The sequence below is a fragment of the Paenibacillus sp. FSL R5-0744 genome (assembly GCF_037972555.1).
Classification (GTDB): Bacteria; Bacillota; Bacilli; order Paenibacillales; family Paenibacillaceae; genus Paenibacillus_AQ.
This window is the reverse complement of the sequence record NZ_CP150228.1, coordinates 6,778,695-6,800,539: the sequence shown is the minus strand read 5'-3', so window position 1 is coordinate 6,800,539 and position 21,845 is coordinate 6,778,695. Positions and strand designations below refer to the sequence as shown.

General features: G+C 43.8%; 22 protein-coding genes and 1 riboswitch. Of the genes, 16 read left to right on the top strand and 6 right to left on the bottom strand.

The annotated features are described in order from the left end of the window. Positions 1-37: 37 nt before the first annotated feature. From MKY19_RS30105 to MKY19_RS30070, 8 genes are all read left to right on the top strand, one after another. Complete coding sequence (locus MKY19_RS30105; protein ID WP_042193026.1) at positions 38-1,282, top strand: trypsin-like peptidase domain-containing protein; 1,245 nt, start codon at positions 38-40, stop codon at positions 1,280-1,282. 419 nt (positions 1,283-1,701) lie between these two features. Further along, positions 1,702-1,902 carry a cold-shock protein gene (locus MKY19_RS30100; RefSeq protein WP_019914582.1) on the top strand — a complete coding sequence of 67 codons (201 nt, stop codon included), beginning with the start codon at positions 1,702-1,704 and terminating at the stop codon, positions 1,900-1,902. Between the two features lie 92 nt (positions 1,903-1,994). Further along, on the top strand, positions 1,995-2,225 hold the full coding sequence (locus tag MKY19_RS30095) for a cold-shock protein (protein WP_042131698.1): 231 nt from the start codon (positions 1,995-1,997) through the stop codon (positions 2,223-2,225). Positions 2,226-2,448: 223 nt separating this feature from the next. Beyond that, complete coding sequence (locus MKY19_RS30090) at positions 2,449-3,843, top strand: cytochrome ubiquinol oxidase subunit I (protein ID WP_339799565.1); 1,395 nt, start codon at positions 2,449-2,451, stop codon at positions 3,841-3,843. After that, positions 3,840-4,856, top strand: coding sequence for a cytochrome d ubiquinol oxidase subunit II (gene cydB / locus MKY19_RS30085; RefSeq protein WP_042193024.1), 1,017 nt, complete (start codon positions 3,840-3,842; stop codon positions 4,854-4,856). Before MKY19_RS30090 ends, cydB begins: the two co-directional genes overlap by 4 nt. Next, positions 4,856-6,622 (top strand): thiol reductant ABC exporter subunit CydD, encoded by a 1,767-nt coding sequence (cydD, locus tag MKY19_RS30080; protein WP_339799562.1) that lies wholly within the window; start codon positions 4,856-4,858, stop codon positions 6,620-6,622. Before cydB ends, cydD begins: the two co-directional genes overlap by 1 nt. Then, on the top strand, positions 6,619-8,370 hold the full coding sequence (gene cydC, locus MKY19_RS30075) for a thiol reductant ABC exporter subunit CydC (protein WP_339799560.1): 1,752 nt from the start codon (positions 6,619-6,621) through the stop codon (positions 8,368-8,370). The genes cydD and cydC overlap by 4 nt, the downstream gene beginning before the upstream one ends. Before the next feature lie 229 nt (positions 8,371-8,599). Further along, entirely contained in the window at positions 8,600-8,767 is a 168-nt protein-coding gene (locus MKY19_RS30070) for a CxxH/CxxC protein (RefSeq protein WP_076120603.1), read from the top strand. Between the two features lie 99 nt (positions 8,768-8,866). On the opposite strand, the gene MKY19_RS30065 is transcribed toward MKY19_RS30070, so the two are convergent. Further along, positions 8,867-10,279, bottom strand: coding sequence for an MFS transporter (locus MKY19_RS30065; protein WP_339799558.1), 1,413 nt, complete (start codon positions 10,277-10,279; stop codon positions 8,867-8,869). A gap of 140 nt (positions 10,280-10,419) precedes the next feature. Here MKY19_RS30065 and MKY19_RS30060 point away from each other — a divergent pair, with 140 nt between their 5' ends. Continuing rightward, complete coding sequence (locus MKY19_RS30060; protein WP_042193020.1) at positions 10,420-10,770, top strand: helix-turn-helix transcriptional regulator; 351 nt, start codon at positions 10,420-10,422, stop codon at positions 10,768-10,770. Between the two features lie 123 nt (positions 10,771-10,893). Next, complete coding sequence (rlmH, locus tag MKY19_RS30055) at positions 10,894-11,373, top strand: 23S rRNA (pseudouridine(1915)-N(3))-methyltransferase RlmH (RefSeq protein ID WP_042131690.1); 480 nt, start codon at positions 10,894-10,896, stop codon at positions 11,371-11,373. Between the two features lie 44 nt (positions 11,374-11,417). On the opposite strand, the gene MKY19_RS30050 is transcribed toward rlmH, so the two are convergent. Further along, on the bottom strand, positions 11,418-12,329 hold the full coding sequence (locus MKY19_RS30050) for a YafY family protein (RefSeq protein ID WP_339799556.1): 912 nt from the start codon (positions 12,327-12,329) through the stop codon (positions 11,418-11,420). A gap of 100 nt (positions 12,330-12,429) precedes the next feature. On the opposite strand from MKY19_RS30050, the gene MKY19_RS30045 reads away from it, so the two are divergent. From MKY19_RS30045 to MKY19_RS30035, 3 genes are all read left to right on the top strand, one after another. Further along, positions 12,430-13,371: an alpha/beta hydrolase gene (locus MKY19_RS30045; protein ID WP_339799554.1), complete on the top strand. Its 942-nt coding sequence runs from the start codon at positions 12,430-12,432 to the stop codon at positions 13,369-13,371. Beyond that, entirely contained in the window at positions 13,347-13,937 is a 591-nt protein-coding gene (locus tag MKY19_RS30040; protein ID WP_232061375.1) for a YdeI/OmpD-associated family protein, read from the top strand. The genes MKY19_RS30045 and MKY19_RS30040 overlap by 25 nt, the downstream gene beginning before the upstream one ends. Before the next feature lie 226 nt (positions 13,938-14,163). Continuing rightward, complete coding sequence (locus MKY19_RS30035) at positions 14,164-14,352, top strand: alpha/beta hydrolase (RefSeq protein WP_339799551.1); 189 nt, start codon at positions 14,164-14,166, stop codon at positions 14,350-14,352. A 191-nt stretch (positions 14,353-14,543) separates the two neighbouring features. Here the strand turns inward: MKY19_RS30035 and MKY19_RS30030 are convergent, their stop codons facing one another. Both MKY19_RS30030 and adhP read right to left on the bottom strand, forming a co-directional pair. Next, positions 14,544-14,789 carry a hypothetical protein gene (locus MKY19_RS30030; RefSeq protein ID WP_339799549.1) on the bottom strand — a complete coding sequence of 82 codons (246 nt, stop codon included), beginning with the start codon at positions 14,787-14,789 and terminating at the stop codon, positions 14,544-14,546. 46 nt (positions 14,790-14,835) lie between these two features. Then, positions 14,836-15,852 carry an alcohol dehydrogenase AdhP gene (gene adhP, locus MKY19_RS30025; RefSeq protein ID WP_339799547.1) on the bottom strand — a complete coding sequence of 339 codons (1,017 nt, stop codon included), beginning with the start codon at positions 15,850-15,852 and terminating at the stop codon, positions 14,836-14,838. A gap of 197 nt (positions 15,853-16,049) precedes the next feature. Continuing rightward, positions 16,050-16,130, top strand: a riboswitch (glycine riboswitch). Between the two features lie 135 nt (positions 16,131-16,265). Between adhP and MKY19_RS30020 the strand changes: the two genes are divergently transcribed. Continuing rightward, the gene (locus tag MKY19_RS30020; RefSeq protein WP_339799545.1) at positions 16,266-17,624 is read left to right on the top strand and encodes an amino acid permease; all 1,359 of its coding nucleotides are present in this window, start codon (positions 16,266-16,268) and stop codon (positions 17,622-17,624) included. Positions 17,625-17,762: 138 nt separating this feature from the next. Beyond that, positions 17,763-18,215 (top strand): helix-turn-helix transcriptional regulator, encoded by a 453-nt coding sequence (locus MKY19_RS30015; protein ID WP_076298088.1) that lies wholly within the window; start codon positions 17,763-17,765, stop codon positions 18,213-18,215. A 78-nt stretch (positions 18,216-18,293) separates the two neighbouring features. On the opposite strand, the gene MKY19_RS30010 is transcribed toward MKY19_RS30015, so the two are convergent. Beyond that, on the bottom strand, positions 18,294-19,757 hold the full coding sequence (locus tag MKY19_RS30010; protein ID WP_339799542.1) for a DHA2 family efflux MFS transporter permease subunit: 1,464 nt from the start codon (positions 19,755-19,757) through the stop codon (positions 18,294-18,296). A 166-nt stretch (positions 19,758-19,923) separates the two neighbouring features. Between MKY19_RS30010 and MKY19_RS30005 the strand changes: the two genes are divergently transcribed. Continuing rightward, positions 19,924-20,478: a TetR-like C-terminal domain-containing protein gene (locus tag MKY19_RS30005; RefSeq protein ID WP_339267989.1), complete on the top strand. Its 555-nt coding sequence runs from the start codon at positions 19,924-19,926 to the stop codon at positions 20,476-20,478. Between the two features lie 165 nt (positions 20,479-20,643). Here MKY19_RS30005 and MKY19_RS30000 read toward each other — a convergent pair whose 3' ends face one another. After that, on the bottom strand, positions 20,644-21,795 hold the full coding sequence (locus tag MKY19_RS30000) for a metallophosphoesterase (protein ID WP_339804581.1): 1,152 nt from the start codon (positions 21,793-21,795) through the stop codon (positions 20,644-20,646). Positions 21,796-21,845: the final 50 nt, after the last annotated feature.

Below are 21,845 nucleotides of genomic sequence, written 5' to 3'. Positions count from 1 at the left end.
ACTGTGAACGGTTGGCAATAGAAGGGGGAGATTTTCGGTGGGATTGTTTGATGACGATTTCTATTCAACTAAAGTATCACGGTCCAGAGGGGATGAAGCATCAAAGGGATCATTTGCTAACCGCAAGCATTCTGTGCGAAGATCGCGCAAGGGCTTATCCACTTGGCAAATATCCGCCGTCTGCTCCTTAATCAGTGCTGTGGTGGCAGTGTTTTTATTCAGTATGCTTACTGGACAAATGAGTCACGAAACTGCCCCGAAGTCGGTAGTAACAACTGGGGAGGTTGCCCCAAGCAGAGATCCGTTTGACCGTATCATTCAAGCCGCTGCTACGGTTCGTCCTGCAGTAGTAAGTATTATCAATCATAAAGAAGATAATAAAGAATTGAACATTCTGGATGAGTCAGCATTAGGCTCTGGAGTGATTTATAAAAAGGTAGATAATAAAGCATTTATCATTACTAATAACCATGTCATCGAAGACTCTAGCAATCTTGAGGTCGTAACAGTAGATGGCGAGACACGTAAAGCTACACTTGTTGGAACGGATAAAGTGAGTGACATCGCGGTGCTTTCGATTGATGCCAAGGGTATCAATACAATCGCAGAGCTCGGGGATTCCTCGAAGCTTCGTTTAGGTGAAACGGTCATTGCCATCGGAAACCCGTTGGGACTTGGTGACACATTGACTTCAGGTATTGTCAGCTATACTGAACGGAAGGTTCCCGTATCCTTGAATCAGGACGGCGTATATGATTGGGAGCAAGAGGTCATTCAGACCGATGCAGCAATTAATGAAGGCAATAGCGGCGGGGCGCTTGTGGATCTGGATGGTAAAGTCATCGGTATTAACACGATGAAAATCTCCGATGCAGGTGTAGAAGGGCTGGGTTTTGCTATTCCAGCTAACCATGTGATAGATACCGCTAATGAACTGGCTGAGAAAGGGCGGATTGCCCGTTCCTACTTAGGCGTATATTCGGTAGATTTAAACAATCCTTACATTCCTCTCGCAGAGGACCAACGCAAGGAACTGAACCTACCGAACAATGTTAAGGATGGGGTTGTCGTTCTGGATGCTGTTGGACCTGCACAAGAAGCGGGAATACAGTTCAATGATGTAATTACGAAATTTAATGATGAACCGATTACATCCACGCTCTCCCTTCGCAAGTATTTATATAATCAGACGAAGATTGGTGAGGATCTGAAGATTACCTATTATCGAAATGGGAAAGTCAATCAGACTACAGTAAAACTTCTTGAAAAACCAGAGGAATAATATGCTGGAAGTCGGCATATAATGATATAGCAGTAATGACAAGTAGAGCGGACTACCCCTTCGGTTGAGAAGGTAGAGCTTCCTGAAATAGCGATACTCTGTATCGCTATCGGGGATCTATTTCTTCTAAAGTTTTGATAAATATGGCAATTATAAGCTGATTTAATCAATTTTGGGCTGACTGGCAACCCTTACATTGGAAGGTAATACTTATTAGGGTAGAAACGGATATATACGGATGCCAGCTTGCCTTTGCTAATCAGGTGTGGTAATATGATATCAATCATACATTTAGTCCCTAATTTTCGCATTGAAAAGGGCTGTTATATTCGGTAATACAACCTTTTTCAATGTGTGAATTTTTTCTTTGTTTGAAGATAAAAAGAACATATTAATTTAAATTTGTGGAGGTAACACACATGCAAACAGGTACAGTTAAATGGTTCAACGCAGAAAAAGGATTCGGATTTATCGAAGTTGAAGGCGGAAGCGACGTATTCGTTCACTTCAGCGCAATCACTGGCGACGGCTTCAAAACTTTGGACGAAGGCCAACGCGTTGAATTCAACGTTGTTCAAGGCAACCGTGGACCACAAGCCGAAAACGTTGTAAAACTGTAATAATAGAAGAAACCGTCCCAGCTTGTGAAAGTTGGGACGGTCTTTTTATATCTAGTTAGTCACTATTGACTTACAGGATGGGAGGAACGGCAATGAACTACCGGAAGAAACCTTTGGAAGAAATACCGGAAGAAAATACCGCGATTTGGGCGTGTACCAATGATGGATGCAACGGATGGATGAGGGATAATTTCGCATTTGAACATGCGCCTTCTTGCCGTCTATGTGACTCTCCAATGGTTCGCAGCACGAAGATGCTACCACAATTGCTTAATTCGAATGGCGATCTCAAATCGCTGAAGAAGGGTATTTCCATTACCTAACCAATGCCTTTATGAGTCAAGCTTGTTATAGAACAGTGAACAACTTCAAGACGGTCAAACCGTCTTATTTTTTTTGCTTTTTTTAAGGTAAATTGTGATTTTTGTCACAAATCATTTGAATTTCACCGTTAAAAGCACCCCTTTGTGTGACATTTATCACAAAAGTGCGTCTAAATTTTTGACACAATATAGTTAACGAAAAGGGGAGAAGGAAGGGAAAAATATGGATACAGTAATGCTGTCGCGTATACAATTTGCGTCGACGACAATATTCCACTATTTCTTTGTACCGGTATCAATCGGACTAGCGCTCTTGATTGCGATCATGGAGACCATGTACGTTAGAAAAGGCAATGAAGAGTACAAAAGAATGGCACAGTTCTGGGGAAAGCTGTTTCTCATCAACTTTGCAGTAGGGGTAGTTACAGGTATTTTGCAGGAATTTCAGTTCGGGATGAACTGGTCTGATTATTCACGTTTTGTGGGTGATGTATTCGGGGCTCCACTTGCAGTCGAAGCATTGGCAGCTTTTTTTCTGGAGTCTACTTTTATTGGCATCTGGATATTCGGCTGGGACAAAGTGTCCAAAAGAGTGCACTTGTTATCCATCTGGCTAGTAGCTTTCGGTACGATGTTATCCGCTTTCTGGATTCTAGCAGCGAACTCCTTTATGCAGCATCCTGTGGGATTTGAGATAAATAATGGACGGGCAGAAATGAATGATTTCTTCGCGCTCATTACGAACGGACAATTGCTGGTTGAATTCCCGCACACGGTTCTTGCTGCGTATGCAACAGGCGCCTTCCTCGTAACGGGTATTAGTGCGTATAAGATATTGAAGAAACAAGATGTATCTTTCTTTAAGAAATCTTTTCAAATTGCAGCAATCGTAGGTATCATTTCTTCTATTGGTGTAGCCGTGGCAGGCCATGCGCAAGCACAGTATTTGGTTGAGACTCAACCTATGAAGATGGCGGCTTCTGAAGGACTGTGGGGTAAGAGTGGTGACCCAGCACCTTGGACCGTATGGGCTAACATTGATCCTGACAAGCAGGAAAGTTCTGGAGAATTTCAAATTCCGTATATGCTAAGCTTCCTTTCATACAGTAAATTTTCCGGTGAAGTTAAAGGTATGCTTGAGCTGCAAGCTGAGTATGAGCAAACCTATGGCCCCGGTGACTATATCCCGCCAGTACGTACGACATTCTGGAGTTTCCGGATCATGGTTCTAGCAGGAACGTTAATGATCGTAATGGGTATGTACGCAATGTATTTAATGTGGCGCAAAAAGATGGACCGTCCAAACACTTGGTTTATGCGGTTTATGTTATGGGGAATACTGCTTCCTCCAATCGCGAATACAGCAGGTTGGGTCATGACCGAATTCGGGCGTCAGCCATGGACGGTATTCGGATTGATGACAACGGAAGACAGTGTGTCGCCTAACATTACAAGTGGTCAGGTTCTATTCTCTGTTATTTCTTTTACAGCGATTTACGCCATTCTCGGATTAGTTCTAATTGGTTTGTTTATGAAAGTGATTAAAAAAGGTCCTTATGCGATGGATAACGATCACGGGGATTCGCATGATCCATATAACGAGGAGGGCGCCCAATGATGTCTCTTAATGAATTGTGGTTTGTGCTCATTGCAGTTCTGTTTATAGGGTTCTTCTTCCTGGAGGGTTTCGATTTCGGCGTAGGGATGGAAACACAAATTCTCGCTAAGAATGACACTGAGCGCCGGATTCTGATTAACTCGATCGGACCCTTCTGGGATGGAAACGAGGTATGGTTAATTACTGCTGCGGGTGCAATGTTTGCGGCTTTCCCTGAGTGGTATGCAACGTTGTTTAGCGGATTTTACATTCCCTTTGTCTTTGCTTTATTAGCTTTGATTGCACGTGGTGTTGCTTTTGAATTTAGAGGTAAACGGGATTCAGTAGCTTGGAAAAAAACTTGGGATGTTTGTATCTTTTTCGGCAGCTTCCTCCCACCTTTCCTCCTTGCTGTGGTGTTCGCCAGCTTCATCAAAGGTTTGCCGATTGATGGGGATATGCAAATGTACGCAGGTTTTACAGATATCGTAAATGTGTATACCGTAGTAGCTGGTGTGACTGTTGTCCTTCTTTGTTTGGTACATGGTCTCATGTTCACAACGTTGCGTACAGTGGGTGATCTACAGGCTCGCGCTAGAAAAATGGCGCAAAGATTGCTTTTGCCACTTGGGGCTCTATTGCTTGCTTTCGTGGTAATGACTTATTATATGACTGATATTTTCGAACAACGTGGTTTAGTTCTTATGATTATAGTAGCGCTGGGAATTATCGCGTTCATATTATCGGGTTATTTCATGACGAAGAAGAAGGATGGCTATGCTTTTGGAATGACAGGAGCGGTAATAGCATTGTCCGTAACTTCCATCTTTGTAGGATTGTTCCCACGTGTTATGATTAGTTCAATCGATCAAGCCTTCAATTTGACAATTACCAATGCGGCTTCGGGACATTACTCTTTAAAGGTAATGACGATTGTGGCGCTGACCATCCTTCCATTCGTATTGGGATATCAAATTTGGAGTTACTTTGTCTTTCATAAACGCGTTCACGAGAAGGAGCATCTTGAATACTAATGGATAAAAATTTGCTTGGGTATAAAGGAGTTAAGCCGGTATTTCTGATCGTTGGCCTCCTTACCCTGGTGCAAAGCATGTCCATACTTCTGCTGGCCAAATGGCTGGCAGAAGTCATCTCTGCGCTATTTGCAGGAGAACCTCTGAAGGAACAATGGGCTACTTCGCTATTGTTCCTTCTTGCATTTCTAGTGCGCCATGCTTGCGCCATGCTGATGAGCCGTATCTCTTACCGCTTTGCGGAAGCAACGGGCAGCAATATGCGGAGGGAAATGATGGATAAGCTCTTCCAGCTTGGACCCAGAATGGTGGGCGGGCGTGGAACCGGGGATCTTGTCACACTTGTGCTGGAAGGCGTAACAAAGTTCCGCACATATTTAGAAGCGATTATCCCTAGAATGGTAGGGATGTCAATTACACCGATTTTGGTGCTTATTTATATCTACAAGATGGATACCGCGAGTGGGATAATTCTAACGATCACTATGCCGATTATTATTGTTTTTATGATCTTGATCGGGATGACGGCTCGCAAGCAGATGGACCGTCAGCTGAAATCTTATCGTACCTTATCTAATCATTTCGTAGACTCCCTCCGTGGGCTAGAAACGCTGAAATTTCTGGGCCGCAGTCGTAGTCATAGCACGAGTATTGCCACCGTCAGCGATCGGTATCGCTCGGCGACGATGCGTACACTGCGAGTAGCCTTTTTGTCTTCGTTCGCGCTGGACTTCTTTACGATGTTATCCGTTGCTTCCGTCGCGGTAAGTCTCGGCCTGCGTCTGGTCAACGATCAGATGACACTGGTTACGGGCTTAACCATTCTGATCTTGGCACCGGAATATTTTTTGCCTGTACGATTGGTAGGTTCGGATTTCCATGCTACTCTCGATGGTAAGGAAGCCGCTGAGGCAATGAAGAGCATTATAGATCAGGATGAAGTGAAAGCTGAAGTAGTAGGTTCTAATGGTGACCAAGCATTGAAATCAGCATCGAAAACATCAGAAGAGATATTCACTTGGCATAAAAATAGCATACTTACATTAAATGATGTCAGTGTGAAATACGAGGAAGCTGGTCTTTCTTCACTGGAAGCGGTGAACCTGCAATTTAAAGGAGCAAGCAAAATTGGGATTATCGGAGAGAGTGGGGCCGGTAAATCTACACTAGTCGATATCTTGGGTGGTTTCTTACACCCTACTTCAGGAAGTATCACAGTAAACGGTACAACGGTTAGCGCATTAACGGATGAGGCTTGGCGAAAGCAGACCTCGTATATCCCGCAGCGCCCTTATATTTTTAGTGGTACATTGGCTGATAATATTCGCTTCTATTACCCTGAGGCTTCTATGGAAGCTGTGGCTGCAGCTGTGAAAGCTACTGGATTATCAGAGCTGGCGGCAACCCTTCCGAATGGCTTGGATGAGATGATCGGCGGCGGAGGTCGTTCGTTCAGTGGCGGGCAGGAGCAGCGGGTTGCGCTGGCTCGAGCTTTACTCAGCAGTCGTCCGATTATGTTATTGGATGAGCCAACGGCACATCTGGATATTGAGACGGAATATGAGCTGAAGGAGACGATGGTGCCTCTTTTTGAAGGAAAGCTGGTCTTTCTGGCTACACATCGCCTGCACTGGATGCTTGATATGGACATTATTGTAGTAATGAAACAAGGAAAAGTGGCAGAAATCGGTACCCATCAGGAATTGCTTGCCCGCAAGGGTGCGTATTATGAGTTGATTGGGTCGCAATTGGAGGGAATCCATTGAAACGTGAAGGATGGTTTGCTCCGTATGTATCGTCGTATTTTTGGCGTTTTGTGCTTATTATCATGCTTGGGGCGTTGACGATTTTTACAGCCTCATCATTAATGTATACTTCAGGATTTCTGATCTCAAAAGCGTCTACACCCGTCGAAAATATTCTAATGATTTATGTACCGATTGTAGGTGTGCGTACGTTCGGAACGAGTCGGGCTGTCATTCATTATGTAGAACGTTTAGTTGGGCATGACACGATTTTGCGAATTCTATCTAAGATGCGTGTGCGTCTGTACAATATTTTGGAGCCACAGGCTTTGTTCCTGTCGTCACGCTTCCGCACTGGGGATATTCTCGGGATGCTTGCAGATGACATTGAATATTTGCAAAATGTATATCTGCGCACCGTTTTTCCAAGCATTATTGCTTTGCTGATTTATGGAGCAGCTGTGATTGCACTGGGTACTTTTGATATCGCCTTTGCGCTATTGATGGCTCTGTATATATTGGTGTTAGTAGTGGTGTTGCCGTTCTTATCTCTATTGTTCACACAGAAGCGCCAACGTGAAGTGAAAGTAGAGCGTAATCGTCTCTATCAAAAGCTGACTGACGCCGTACTTGGTATGGGTGACTGGGTCATTAGTGGACGACAAAGCCAGTTCGTAGATACTTATGAAGCAGATGAGAGAAAGGTAGCCAAAACCGATGCAGCGCTGCGCAGCTGGGCACGTATTCGTACGTTCATTGGGCAAGCGGTAATTGGGATTGGTGTGCTTTCTATGCTATATTGGGCCGCTGGAGAGTTTGCAGATGGTGCTATTGCGGGTACATTGATTGCGGCGTTCGTACTGGTTGTTTTTCCTGTAGCAGATGCCTTTCTGCCAGTGTCTGAAGCAGTGGAGAAAATTCCGCAGTACCGTAACTCCTTAGAGCGATTGTCTGGTGTAAATGGAACTGAGCAGAACATCGTCTCTGAAAAAGCAACTGTAGTCGATGCTCTACCTCAGGCCATGAAGAGTGCTCACATCAAGCTCGAAAATGTAGGTTACCACTATGGTTCAGAGGCTAACTGGTCGGTTCGCGATCTCAGCCTCGATATTCCACAAGGTAAAAAGATTGCGATCATCGGCCGAAGTGGTGCGGGTAAATCGACGTTATTAAAGGCTATTCAAGGTGTTATTGAACCTTCTGAGGGCTCGGTTATGATTAATGGAATCGCTGCAGATGCCTATGGCGAGCATATTCCTTCTATTATAGCGGTGCTTAATCAGAGTCCACATTTATTCGATACTACAGTAGCTAACAATATTCGTATGGGTGATCCGAAGGCTTCCGAACAAGCCATTAAAGAAGCTGGCGCCTTAGCCAAAATGGATACGTTGATCTCCTCGTTGCCAGATGGATATGATACCTTTGTCCGTGAAGCAGGGCAACGATTCTCTGGTGGAGAGCGTCAGCGGATAGCGTTAGCTCGTATTTTGCTGCAAAATACCCCTGTTGTCATACTCGACGAACCGACTGTAGGGTTGGACCCGCGGACGGAACGTGATCTTTTGAAGACAATGTTCGAAGCCATGAAGGGTAAGTCACTAATTTGGGTAACGCATCATTTGGTCGGTGCGGAGCAGATGGATGAAGTGATTTTTATGGAAAATGGCTCGGTAGAAATGCGTGGAACCCATGCGGAGCTGATGAAAAAAGAACCACGTTATCGCAGATTATATGAGCTGGATCGTCCGGTGGAGTTTCTAGGGTAGGATGGAGAGTTTGAAATAATATTTATAGAAAATAGAGAGAGATAAGTGATGAGATTCCTTTTGCCTTTCGGGGTGGGAGGAATCTTTTTTTGGTGAAGGGCAAGAATATAGACAATGGATGAACAGATCGCTGGAATGGATAGATAGGAGTTCCATTTTCGTGGGAAGTATGGTAGAACAATAGAAGGAGTATTAGGCCGTAGCGGCACAGAAAGGGATGCTTGGTTGAATGTATGTAGTATGTAAAGAACATGTAGAATTAGCTATTGATTTGTTTGTGGACGAGTATGAAGATGCACCAGATGTAGTGGATTTGAAGGAAACGGAATTCTCTGACTGGGACCCGCCGGCAAAGTGCACCCAATGTGAGAAGAACGCTGAATATTTGGTGGTCTAAAGGACCTTTAAGACTTATAAAAAAACACCTTGCAGTCCCGGAAATGGGCCGCAAGGTGTTTTTGCGTGGAATAATTATAGGTGCATTGGAGGATTAATTTTATGCATCTGCTGCATCTGCCATATTGGTCAGGGAGCTACCTCGGTTGTTCTTGCGGTAGACAATGGCTGAGATGATGGCAAGCATTGCTGCAATAGAGAGTCCCCAGTAGATGTTTGAGTAAGCGGCCCGGAGCGGCAGTCCACGCTGCCATTCCAATGCACTTGCGGCCATAGCTACGCTGAAGGCGCCGCTAAAGAATTGCAGTAGCTGGAACAGTCCCATCCCCGAGCCGATTTGTGAGGAAGGCAGAATCCGTGAAATTTCATTGGATACACTACTGGACAACGTCGTGAAGGCAAGACTCATAATCATATAGATCAGCATAACGGCAATCCAGGACCGCCCAGCGAAGAATGCGAACAGGACGGTAGCAGTCAACACAAGCAGTGGAGCGAAGCGTAATATCCCCGCATTGCCATAACGGTCGATGATTCGTCCGACGGAACGGGAAACGAAGATTGCGAGCAACGAGCCCGGAAAGATCACAAGCCCGGCATGACTTGCACTGAAGCCAAAACGATGAGTCAAAATCTGTGGCAGCAGGAACAAGGTGGCGAAGCTACATAGATAGGAGGCGATACCGACCACCGCCAGTACGAGATATGAGCGGTTACGGAAAAGCGCGGGCATTACAAATGGGTCGGGCGTGCTGCGGATGCGGCCAACAAATAAAGCGATGGCGACAAGTCCGGCGACCAAGGCCACCCACAGCCCACTAGTCAGGAACAGCAGCAGACCGGTGGTGCCGACGCCCAAGAGCAGCCCACCAAGCACATCAAAGGAGCCTCGGGTGGGCACCTCTTTAGGCAACAGGATAAGGAACAACGGCACGAGAAGCAAAATAGCTGCCGTTACAGCGAACAACCAGATCCAGCCGAGATATTCGACGATGGCTCCGCCCGCGACCGGACCAAGGCCTAGGCCGAGTGAAACGGCTGACATAATCGTCGCCATCGCTTTGCCGCGACGGGCTTGCGGGACATAGCGGGTAAACAGCACAAGAGATAAGGACATTACTGCGCCCGCGCCCGACGCCTGTAGAATACGCACGATAAGCAGAAAGATAAAGTTGGTGCTGAAGAAGCCGGCCACAGCCGCAAAGCCTAGCGTCAACAAGCCTATCACCAGCAGGCGGCGGATCGGCAGAAAATCAGAGAGCCGGCTGTACGTGATTGAGGCGATCGAAAACATAATGGAATACCCGGTAACAATCCAAGAAGCGGATGCAGCTGTAATGCCGAAGGCTTCGGTTACATCAGGCAGTGCCAGATTGAACATGGCTGTATTCATGATGACGAGAACCACAGCGATGCTGAACAGCAGAGTCAGCAGGCCTTCCCGTGGAAGAGTCGCTTCCGGAGCGGAGGCTTCATGATCCGCATTCACGGATAGGTTATTTACAGAAGTCATGTGCGAAGCACTCCTTTTTTATTGTTTAATAGTTCGATTACTTACGAACAATTGAAATATAGCATGCGTTGATATAAAATGCAATTAGGATCACCAATATTTTTTTCGCATTAAAAGTAGGACAAAGGGGATAATCATCCATGAAAATACTATTTCATCCGGACCGCAAGGACATTCAGCTTGCTTCCGTATTGTATGCGCTCAGCGATCCGATTCGCCTCCATATCGTATCGGATATTCATAGAAATGGAGAACAGGCTTGCAACGGCTTCAACGTTCCGATTGCCAAATCCACCATGTCTCACCATGCCCGTACGCTGCGCGAGTCAGGGGTTGTGTTTACGCGGGTGCAAGGAACCCAGCGTATACTGTCGCTACGGACAGAGGATCTGAGCGCACGTTTCCCAGGATTGCTGGATTCTATATTGAGTGCTTATGAAGCTGGGGAAAAGCCGGATTTTGTAATGGAGGAGCGGGAGGAGAGTAAGTAGGGGATGGATTGTCTGAAAAATAGGACATTTAAGGAATGCGAAAAGGTACTTACTAAAACTACAAGGGACGCCCAGTGCGCGTCCTTTTGCTATTTCAATAGAGGACTATAACAGGAGGCACTTATGCTTATTCAAATTATTGGCGTAGGAAAATTGAAGGAAAAGTACTTGATTAATGGCATCGCGGAGTATGCTAAACGGCTGACACCGTACCTCAAATTTCAGGTGATTGAGGTGGCAGATGAAAAAGCACCCGACTCTCTAAGCGAAGCAGAGGTCGGTATTGTTAAGGCACGCGAGGGGGAACGCATCCTCGCGCACATAAAGAGCGAGGCGCATGTCATTGCGCTCGCGATTGACGGCAAGCTGTGGAGCTCGGAAGAGCTTGCCGCAGAAATTGACCGGCTCGGCACCTACGGGACGAGCCATGTCGTGTTCGTCATCGGAGGGAGCCATGGGCTCTCCGACGAGGTCATGCGCCGCGCGCAGCAGCGCATGAGCTTCGGGCGCATGACGCTGCCCCATCAGCTCATGCGCCTGGTGCTGGTGGAGCAGATTTATCGCGCGGTGAAGATCAATCGGGGGGAACCGTACCATAAATAGGGCGAAAAGTTGAGTTGAAGGTTGAAGCTTTAATGCTAAATATATCAGGAATAGTTCTCCATCATTTGATATAAATAATTTCGAAAGTCTTCAACATAGGTTTTGGGCTCTACAACTTTTAGATGAGTGCCAAAGCTTGCTAAAAGTTGAAATCCCATATAATTTTGAGGGACATATATGGTTGCTAATAAAAGTCCAGAACCATGGTCTTCAATACTTCGTCGACCATACCTTTCGATGATTTGATCTTTTATGCTAGGCGATATCCATGCCTTAATCGTGACGAATTGCGGTAGATAACTTGCTTCGTGTCCTTGCTCAGACCAATCGTCTCTAGGATGAAACGCGCGTTCATCCATAGTAATATGATCGATCCGGGATAACTTGAATGTTCGAGATCCCTGTCGATGTAAACAGAATCCTTTCAAGTACCAACTCGATTCGCTAAAATGCAGCTCATAGGGCTCAACCATTCTATCCGTTACAGCCCCGTCTTTATCTGTATAATCAAACGAAACCAGCCTTTTCTTTGATATGGATTCTTGACATGTCTTTAAGGTTTCAAGAATCTCGGACCGACCTTCCCAATCATAAAACGACAGTTGAATGGAACGATTCAGAGACAATGGACTAACCATTGCCTCTATTTTTTTTATCGTTGTTTCCACTTCTTCAGTAAGGAGGAGTTGTTCCAATCCGCCGAGCGCAGCCAATATATTCTGTAAATCGGAGCTGCTTAGAAGGCGTTTATCGACCTTGTATTCGTCCATTATGCCGTAGCCGCCTTTGACGCCATTGACAGAGTAGATCGGGATGTTACATAAGCTCAATGTTTCCATATCGCGAAGGATCGTTCTTTTGGAAACATGGAATAGTTGTGAGAATTCCGTTGTAGAAACAATCTCTTTCCTCAGCAATATCATGATAATCGAAATGAGTCTCTCCACTTTGTTCATAATTGCCCTCTTTTTTCTACATGAATTCAGAACGGTGACAATAAGATGTCACTATTTATCCATTATACTACATGTATCACAAGAAGGAGGTTTTGATTTAATGTTTAATCCAACCGATTTTCCCAAGCCAACCCTTATTTCAGTCAATGGTGTGGAACTCGAAGTGTTTGAAGCAGGCCGAGAAAACGCAGGAAAACCTATTGTACTCTGCCACGGCTGGCCAGAGCATGCCTTTTCTTGGCGCCATCAGATGGACGCACTTGCCGCAGCGGGCTACCATGTCATCGTCCCCAACCAGCGGGGTTACGGCAACTCATCCCGTCCGACCGAAGTAACAGACTATGACATTGAACACTTGTCGGGTGATCTCATCGCGCTTCTCGATCACTATGGATACGAGGACGCTACCTTTGTCGGTCATGACTGGGGTGCATTCGTCGTTTGGGGACTGACCTTGTTGCATCCAAACCGCGTCAATAAAGTGATAAATCTGAGCTTGCCTTACCAAGAGCGCGGAGAAAAACCCTGGATCGAGTTCATGGAAGAAATACTTGGCGGCGATTTCTATTTCGTCCACTTCAATCGACAGCCAGGCGTCGCGGACGCCGTATTCGAAGACAATACATACAGGTTCCTTCGCAACCTGTACCGGAAGAACGAGCCTCTCAGAGCACCTGAGCCAGGTATGGCGTTGATCAATCTCGCCAGAGCAGAAACACCGCTCGGTGAGCCCGTAATGAGCGAAAGCGAGCTGGCCGTTTACGTCTCCGCTTTTGAAACATCAGGATTCACGGGCAGCATAAATTGGTACAGGAACCTTGACCGCAACTGGCGATTATTGGCGAAAGTGAACCCAATCATCCAGCAGCCGACCCTCATGATCTACGGCGACCGGGATGTGGTTGCGAAGTCTGAAAACCTGACAAAGTTCGTGCCCAATGTGGAAGTGGTCAATCTGGATTGCGGTCATTGGATCCAGGAAGAAAAGCCGGAAGAAACAAACCAAGCGATTTTAAAATGGCTGGAACAATGGGAGATGTAGTTTTTTTCAACAACCAAGAAGAGTTTAACGATTGGTTAGAAGAACATCATGCTGAAGCTAGTGAAATTTGGGTGGGCTATTTTGGGATAAGTACAGGTCGTGCAAGCCTTACTTGGTCTGCATCAGTAGATGCCGCTCTTTGTTTTGGGTGGATTGACGGTATACGAAAAACCATTGATAAACAAAGCTATAAGATTCGCTTTACTCCGCGCAAAGTAAATAGTGTATGGAGTGCTGTGAACGTAAAGAAGGTAAAAGCACTAATACAGTTTGGAAAGATGAGACCAGAAGGAATGCACGTCTTTAACAACAGAACCGATGCACAAGGCTATTCCTCTGAACAAAGAAACGTGGAACTTGCCAAAGAATATGAAGAACAAATCAAGGCAAATCAAACAGCCTGGCTATTCTTCACTAATTTATCACCATCCTATAAAAGAGATTCTATCTGGTGGGTAATGAGCGCCAAGAAAGAAGAAACACGATTAAGAAGGCTTGGAATATTGATCGCTTCATCTGAAGAAGGGCTAAAATTTCAACATTGCAAAAAATATATTACAGAATAAGGAAATATAAATAACAAAAGAATTGTTAAAAGGATTTTTGGTACTGCATAAATCTGGGTCTATTGTTTCCCTGATCTTTAGGAGAGAGGAGCTACTGTATTTCTCAATCAATTAGGGTTTAATTCTCATCAAAAGTCAGAACGTTTTAAATGCGAGGCATAAATCAAATCGCTAAATGAAGAAGGGATGAAACAGCTCATCCAAAATCGCAACCCCCTTCATTTTTATGGTACAGCCGACCCTCATGATCTATGGTGATCGGGATACGATTCAGAGGTCTGAAAACCTGACAAAGTTCGTGCCTAATGCGGAAGTGGTCAATCTGGATTGCGGTCATTGGATCCAGCAAGAAAAGCCGGAAGAAACAAACCAAGCGATTTTGAGATGGCTTGAAGAGCAGAATGATGCTGAATAGAGTCGCTTAGCAAGCAAAACTTAGAAAAACAATAAGGACACCCAAACAGGCAATGTCATTAAGTTAAGCTCAAAGGTAAGAACGGGAATAAAAATGGAATTCAAAACGGCATGGGAAAGCCCCGTGCCGATCGCTGTCAATACGAGTCCTGAATGAACTTCATTAACAATCTCTTGAATTTCAAGTACTGTCTATGGAGATGTCTCGTCCACGCTCAATGCATAATCAACATAGGTTAAGTTCAACGGAGTAACACCTGTTACTCCAGTAGTGTCAAATATTGAGTGGTCAGGCGCATCGCAAGCTTGCTGAACGTAGTAAGCATTAATTGTATCCAACGCGGCTTGTGGAGACATTGGTGCAGGTGTTTGTGTAGGTGTCTGCGTTCTATAGATGTTACGCTGAACCTTATCATAAGTGGGACAAATTTTAGGCATAAAAAAACCCGAAAAGCAGTACTTTTCGAGCATGTTTTCTTTCGGATTATTTCGTCATATCAAGGACGATTCGACCATTGATTTTGCCTTCTAACATCAGATCGTAGATCTCATTAATCTCTTCTAGTTTACGTGTCTCAATAATGGTTTTGATTTTTCCTTCTGCAGCGAATTGCAATGTTTCTTGCAAATCTTTGCGAGTGCCGACAATCGAACCGACTACCTTTGTACCGTTTAATACCGTATCAAAGATCGGAACATCCATGGATTCAGGGGGCAGCCCAACCATGACGCAGGTGCCGCCGCGACGAATGGCCCGGTATGCTTGGTCGAATGCTTTTTTCGCAACTGCTGTACAAACGACACCATGTACTCCGCCGATTTCTTTTTGAATCCAGTCTGCGGCATCTTCTTTTAATGCGTTTACGGTTTTGTCTGCGCCAAGCTGTTTGGCAAGCTCCATCTTTTCATCCGACGTGTCGATGGCCACTACGTTCATTCCCATCACCTTTGCATATTGTACACCAAGATGACCCAATCCTCCGACGCCGAAAATGGCTACCCATTCACCTGGCTTTACACCTGATACTTTCAAAGCTTTATAGGTCGTAACGCCAGCGCAAAATAAAGGTGCCGCTTCGATGAAGCTTAGATTATCAGGAACCTTCACTACATAATCGGCAGCTGCCACACAATATTCTGCATATCCGCCATCTACGGAATATCCGGAATTTTGCTGATCGAGACAAAGAGTCTCTCTTCCTGTAAGACAATACTCACAATGACCGCAGGCTGAGTACAGCCATGGAATTCCTACTCGATCTCCTACCTTTAAGTGTGTAACTCCTTCACCTATTTCTTCAATAATCCCAACACCTTCATGTCCGGGAATAAGAGGGAGTTTCGGTTTGACAGGCCAATCGCCATGAGCAGCATGCAAATCTGTATGACACACTCCGCACGCCTGAATATGGACAAGGATTTCTTTGTGTCCGGGTTTTGGTTTAGGTACGTCTTGTAGCTCTAACTTTTCTTTGAATTTCTTAACTACAGCGGCTTTCATCAGCATACTCCTTTAGTTTTTTGCTTTTCAAAAAGTAGTATGTTCATGAGGCTAACTTTAAATTCTTGAGACTTTTATCACTGATTAACACTCACATCACAAGTAATATGTTAGAATATCAGAACAGCTTTACTGCGTTACCGCTTTATCAACTTCATAATTCACGAGCTATGATGGCTAAGGATTACACTTTAGCTGGAGCAGCTTCTGGAGAGACTGCGGAAATTCCGCGGCGCCGAAGGGTTCACAATCTCAGGCAAAAGGACAGAAGAGTACTGAATATATATTTGTCATGCTGATCGCTATCAGCAGGGCGAATATTATTTGATATTCTTACGATCTGGGAGATTGGATGACATCCAATCTCTCTTTTTTTTATTCCAATTTATTGTACTCACAAGGGGGAACTAGGTATGGCACAACCAGAATTAAAGAGAGAGCTGGCTAATCGGCATGTTCAACTTATTGCAATTGGCGGCACCATTGGTACAGGATTATTCTTGGGATCAGGCAAGGCGATAGAGAAGGCAGGCCCATCCATTATGATCACGTATTTAATCGTGGGTATTGCTGTGTTTTTTGTGATGAGAGCACTGGGAGAACTCCTATTATCTAAAGCGGGCTATCAATCGTTTACGGATATTGCTGAAGACTACCTTGGATCACGGGTCGCATTCATTACTGGTTGGACCTATTGGTTTTGCTGGATCATGACGGCTATGGCTGATGTCATTGCTGTTGGCGTATATGTACAGTACTGGTTTGATATCCCGCAGTGGGTTCCTGCCATCGCCTGTCTAGTCGTGTTATTAGGACTTAATCTATTAACTGTAAAGAGCTTTGGGGAACTCGAATTTTGGTTCGCTTTAATTAAGGTAATTACGATTCTCGCCTTGATTGGTCTTGGGGTCATTTTACTGATCATTGGGTTTAAGACGGATGCAGGATCGGTGACGATACGAAACCTATGGGAGCATGGGGGCTTTTTTCCGAACGGTATATCAGGCTTCTTATTTTCTTTTCAAATGGTTGTATTTGCTTATGTCGGCGTGGAGTTGGTGGGGGTATCGGCAGCGGAAACAGCGGATCCGGAGAAAAATATTCCGTCTGCAATTAATAAAATTCCTTTACGGATTCTATTTTTCTATGTCGGTGCGCTTTTCGTCCTGCTATGCATTAACCCTTGGACGGAGCTCAGCCCGGCAGAGAGTCCTTTTGTAAAAACCTTTACTTTAGTAGGGATTCCAATTGCCGCAGGGATTATTAATTTTGTTGTACTAACTTCAGCGGCTTCCGCTTGTAATAGTGGGATGTTCTCGACCAGCCGAATTCTCTATAATTTGAGTAGAAATAACCAAGCGGCACCTCATTTGGGCAAACTGAATAAAAACCATGTACCAGGTAACTCGTTATTCATTTCTACAATTGTTATATCTGTGGGTGCACTTTTGAGTAAACTTATTCCGGAGCAGGCTTTTGGAATCGTGACAACGATTAGCGCCATTTGTTTTATATGGGTGTGGGGCATTGTTCTTATCTGCCATATTAAGTATAAGAAAACCCGGCCAGACTTACAGGCGAAATCCAAATTTAAAGCACCGTTCACACCGGCTATTAATTATATTGTCTTAACCTTGTTCGCTGGAATACTGATCATCATGCTATTCGCTGGAGAGACACGCCCGGCTCTATTATGTACTCCATTATGGTTTATTTTATTATTCATCTTGTATTCGATTAGAAGCAAAAAGGGGAAAAGTAATCAAGTTTGAGTGAGGTCAACATCAACTAGCGGTATGCCTAGTGTTAACTGCAACTTGGGGTTGCGGGGCTGCAACTAAAGCGTTCTTTACTTCTGCATACGATTAATCCAATATAGGCTTAAGAATTGCAGAAAGGTAGTTGCTGCTATGATCTTTGGGGAGAAGTTAAAAGCGGAAAGAAATAAAAAAAGTTGGTCACAAGAAGAACTGGCCGAGAAGCTGTTTGTAAGCCGACAGTCGGTTTCGAAATGGGAGAATGGTCAAAACTACCCAAGCATTGAAATCATTATTAAAATAAGCGATCTTTTTGGGGTAACTATCGATGAGTTACTAAGAAGTGACGAGGAGTTGACCAAAAAGGTGATAGAAGAAGGGAAGAAATTAGCTCACCCGAAATTAAAGTTTGTATTTGATGTCTTCGTAATAGCAGGCATTGTGCTGTTAGTGATTAAACTCTGTGTTCTCTTTCTGAACAAAGTAACGGCGCTAGGGATTACCTTGAATGGCGGGTCATTTTTTTGGAACTTCGGTTCTTTGATTTTAATGGTTGTCGGGGGAATCGGCTCCAGCATTCTGAAAGAAAAATATAAACAAGAGTAAGCCGGTGAGCCGGGAATAGCTATTAATAATGTAAAAGGACAGCTGATCGCTGTCCTTTTTACATTCCACGTTATAAGGTTATTCCTTGTTAACTAGGTTTGCTTTCTTTTCAACCATGATCTTGCTCTTCATCGGCATAAATAATGTTATAACAAACGCGGCCACGGATAAAATCATCATAAAGTAATAGGCGTCACTTGCCCCAAGAATGGATGCAAGGGATTTAAGGATCTCAGGAGTAGTAGAGGGATTGCTCTGCATCACTGTGGCCGCATGACTTGTTGCCTGCACAGTATAAATCGTAATTACGACAGCAGTTCCGATGGCTCCGGCAATTTGGCGAACGGTATTGTTCACTGCTGTACCATGGGTGCCGAGTTGTTTGGGCAGTGCATTTAGTCCAGCCGTATTGAGTGGCATAGTGATGAAGCTTAATCCAATTCGCAGGCCAATGGTACGAATCATTAGATACGTATACGTTGTAGATTCAGATAGATCAGTTACCGCCCACATGGATGGAATAATAAATAGTAAACCAATAATGAACAGTGGTTTAGCACCAAAACGGTCGTATAATTTACCGGTGACGGGTGACATGAACGCATTTACGAGCGCCCCTGGCAGCAATAGCAGTCCTGCATCAAATGCTGTAAAACCACGGCCATTCTGCAGATAAATAGGCAATAAAATCATATCTGCGTACATCATCATCGTAATTAATACGTTAATAAGAGAAGTCATCGTAAAAACTTTATTTTTGAAGACAGACAGGTTCAGCAGTGGATCATCAGACTTGATTTGTCGAAGACAGAATACGGCCGTAACAGCGATCCCGATCCCTAAGGTCAGAATTACTATTACATCGTCCCAGCCTTTACTGCCTGCACTACTGAAGCCGTATAAAATTAAGCCAAATCCAACGGTTGATAAAAGAACACTTACTACATCAAGCTTAGACTTAGACGTCTCGGATACATTCACTAAATACTTGAATGCCAACGCTATAACAATGATGACGAGTGGAATGAGGCCGATAAATAACCAGCGCCAAGAGTGATATTCAACAATAAATCCTGCGAGCGTTGGCCCAATAGCAGGAGCAAATATCATCGCCAGTCCAAGCAGTCCCATAGCACTGCCGCGTTTTTCAACAGGGAAAATAGCGAGCACAACGCTCATCATGAGCGGCATTATAATACCGGCACCTGCAGCTTGGATCATCCGTCCGACTAAGAGTAGACTAAAGCTCGGCGCTGCTGCACAAATGATTGAGCCAATTAATAAAAATGACATGGCACTTAGAAATAATTGACGTGTTGTAAAACGTTTCATTAAATAGGCTGTAATCGGAATCAATATCCCGTTGACCAGCATAAAACCTGTTGAAATCCATTGTACAGTTGTTGCCGTGACATCAAATACATCCATCAGACTACTTAAGGCGACATTTAAAAGCGTCTGATTGAGTGTAGATAAGAAACAACCAAAAATTAGAATGGTTAGTAGGATTCCTTTATTTATTTTCTTAATATCTTCTTGCATGGTGCAGGCCTCTCTTCATTGCTTTTTCGACATAGTGTCGATAAAATAAATCATATCAGCATGTAAACGGTATTCCTATTTGCAATTTTATTGAAAATGTCGACTAATCGACAGAATGGGTAAATTAGTTGATGAAATACTATATAAACGATAATAGAGGGATGAAATGTCCGAACATAAAAGAGTTGATCCACGAGCCATTCGCTCAAAAAAGATGCTGAAAAATGCTGTTTTTTCATTATTGGCCGAGAATGTGGAGATTTCTCAACTGACTGTCCAAAAAATCGCCAACCGTGCTGAGCTGAATCGTGCAACGTTTTATTTGCATTATGAGGATATTAACGATTTATTGCGCCAGATCGTACATGAAATCTTTGATGACCTGTCCATGAAGGTTGAACCGTTATTACAAGTGAAGAGCAGTATCGAGCAGGAGCAGTTGGTCACATTTTTAAGTTATTTTTATGAATACCGGCAAATCTTTGCTGTATTGGTAGAGCACAAAGGCTTCAAAAACCAATTAACCAACCTATTAAAAAATACGATCGAAAAGCGAAGAAACGTGAGAAACATAGATTCCACTAAGGAGGTTGTCTCCCTTGATATTATTGCAGCATCACTATTAGGGATTATTATGTGGTGGATTAAGGATGGCAGCCAATATAGTGCGGAATACATAGCAGGCCAAATTACCTTGATGTATAAAAGAAGGTATTTATAATCGCTAGACTTTGCTACAGGAGGATAAAACCGTTGTATGATGTAGAGAGACAAATTTCAAGATAACGGATATTCTCCGCACCAACCTTAGGTAAAACTATAAAAAGCGGCAGTCTAGGGCGGTAATTCTCGTCCAAAGGCTGTCCGCTTTTTTTTATAAATCATTCTATTTAAAATCAACTTTAATTTGTGCTATCTCACTGTTCGTACCAATGCGTAATGGCGGTCCCCAGGTACCCACACCTGATGTAACAATAACTTGAGGACTGTCTAAATTCTTCTGATAGTGCCCGTAATCTACTGTAAACATAGCGTTGGTGATTAGATTTGCAGGAAATACTTGTCCTTGATGCGTATGTCCGCTAAGTATTAAATCGACATCATCTCCGTACTGAATCATATTTGTGGGTTGATGATCCATTACGATAACGGGCATAGTTGTATCAATGTTACCCATCACTTCAGAAGTAACTGCTCTAGCATGTCCTTGATCACCAATCGGTGATGAATCTCTCCTGCCAACTACAACGAATTGATTATCAATAACGACATGCTCATCATTTAGAAGTTTAATATTACTCTTATCTATAAAGTTCACAATCTCATCGTATGATCGTCCTGCATCATGGTTACCTAAACAAGCATAAACCCCATAGGTGGACTGAATAGTATTTAATAACTCTATTCCTTGGGAAGGATTAGAGAGCGCATAGTAGTTACCATTAAATATATCTCCTGACATCAACACAATATCCGGCTGCATGTTATTAATACGATCAACAACGTCTTCAATAAACTTTACATCATTTACGTAGCCTAAATGTAAGTCGCTGATCAGAACAATATTTAAATGATCTAACGACATGCTTTTATGTATTTGGATCGGATAAGTAACTTCTTTTATCTGATTCGCATTATAAATCCCATAGGACACCAACCCTATGACTAGAATTAATACTACTGACCTTGTATGAAAAATAACACGTTTTGGCGCAGGGGAGGGGATGATTTTGATCCATTTACTAATAAGTAAGATTACATCGGAAAGGAGTAACAGCAAGAACAAATAGAAGTAGATCCCCATCCAATAGTCCCCGAATTGACCAATAAAATTAACAATACTTGAATCGGTCGTCATAGCTGAAGAGGACAATAGTAAATTAATAATGATTGTTACCGCACACAAGCTGTAGATGACTCCGTATATAATCCCATTAATATTTGAAAATACATGTTGTAACCATTTGAAAATTTTTCTTGCGATGTAATAGTTACTTGCCGCGTACATAGCGAATATAAACAGAAATGCGAATACCATATGATGCACCGTCCTATTTTTTTAGATTTCAGAGAGCAATCGTTTATAAT

Coding starts and splice junctions, on each gene's coding strand:
- MKY19_RS30060 (WP_042193020.1), top strand. CDS start 10,420: ATGAAAATACTATTTCATCCGGACCGCAAGGACATTCAGCTTGCTTCC.
- rlmH (WP_042131690.1), top strand. CDS start 10,894: ATGCTTATTCAAATTATTGGCGTAGGAAAATTGAAGGAAAAGTACTTG.
- MKY19_RS30090 (WP_339799565.1), top strand. CDS start 2,449: ATGGATACAGTAATGCTGTCGCGTATACAATTTGCGTCGACGACAATA.
- MKY19_RS30100 (WP_019914582.1), top strand. CDS start 1,702: ATGCAAACAGGTACAGTTAAATGGTTCAACGCAGAAAAAGGATTCGGA.
- MKY19_RS30065 (WP_339799558.1), bottom strand. CDS start 10,279: ATGACTTCTGTAAATAACCTATCCGTGAATGCGGATCATGAAGCCTCC.
- MKY19_RS30015 (WP_076298088.1), top strand. CDS start 17,763: ATGATCTTTGGGGAGAAGTTAAAAGCGGAAAGAAATAAAAAAAGTTGG.
- MKY19_RS30020 (WP_339799545.1), top strand. CDS start 16,266: ATGGCACAACCAGAATTAAAGAGAGAGCTGGCTAATCGGCATGTTCAA.
- MKY19_RS30030 (WP_339799549.1), bottom strand. CDS start 14,789: ATGCCTAAAATTTGTCCCACTTATGATAAGGTTCAGCGTAACATCTAT.
- MKY19_RS30095 (WP_042131698.1), top strand. CDS start 1,995: ATGAACTACCGGAAGAAACCTTTGGAAGAAATACCGGAAGAAAATACC.
- MKY19_RS30010 (WP_339799542.1), bottom strand. CDS start 19,757: ATGCAAGAAGATATTAAGAAAATAAATAAAGGAATCCTACTAACCATT.
- cydB (WP_042193024.1), top strand. CDS start 3,840: ATGATGTCTCTTAATGAATTGTGGTTTGTGCTCATTGCAGTTCTGTTT.
- MKY19_RS30045 (WP_339799554.1), top strand. CDS start 12,430: ATGTTTAATCCAACCGATTTTCCCAAGCCAACCCTTATTTCAGTCAAT.
- MKY19_RS30035 (WP_339799551.1), top strand. CDS start 14,164: ATGGTACAGCCGACCCTCATGATCTATGGTGATCGGGATACGATTCAG.
- MKY19_RS30005 (WP_339267989.1), top strand. CDS start 19,924: ATGTCCGAACATAAAAGAGTTGATCCACGAGCCATTCGCTCAAAAAAG.
- MKY19_RS30040 (WP_232061375.1), top strand. CDS start 13,347: ATGGCTGGAACAATGGGAGATGTAGTTTTTTTCAACAACCAAGAAGAG.
- MKY19_RS30000 (WP_339804581.1), bottom strand. CDS start 21,795: ATGGTATTCGCATTTCTGTTTATATTCGCTATGTACGCGGCAAGTAAC.
- MKY19_RS30070 (WP_076120603.1), top strand. CDS start 8,600: ATGTATGTAGTATGTAAAGAACATGTAGAATTAGCTATTGATTTGTTT.
- cydD (WP_339799562.1), top strand. CDS start 4,856: ATGGATAAAAATTTGCTTGGGTATAAAGGAGTTAAGCCGGTATTTCTG.
- adhP (WP_339799547.1), bottom strand. CDS start 15,852: ATGAAAGCCGCTGTAGTTAAGAAATTCAAAGAAAAGTTAGAGCTACAA.
- MKY19_RS30050 (WP_339799556.1), bottom strand. CDS start 12,329: ATGAACAAAGTGGAGAGACTCATTTCGATTATCATGATATTGCTGAGG.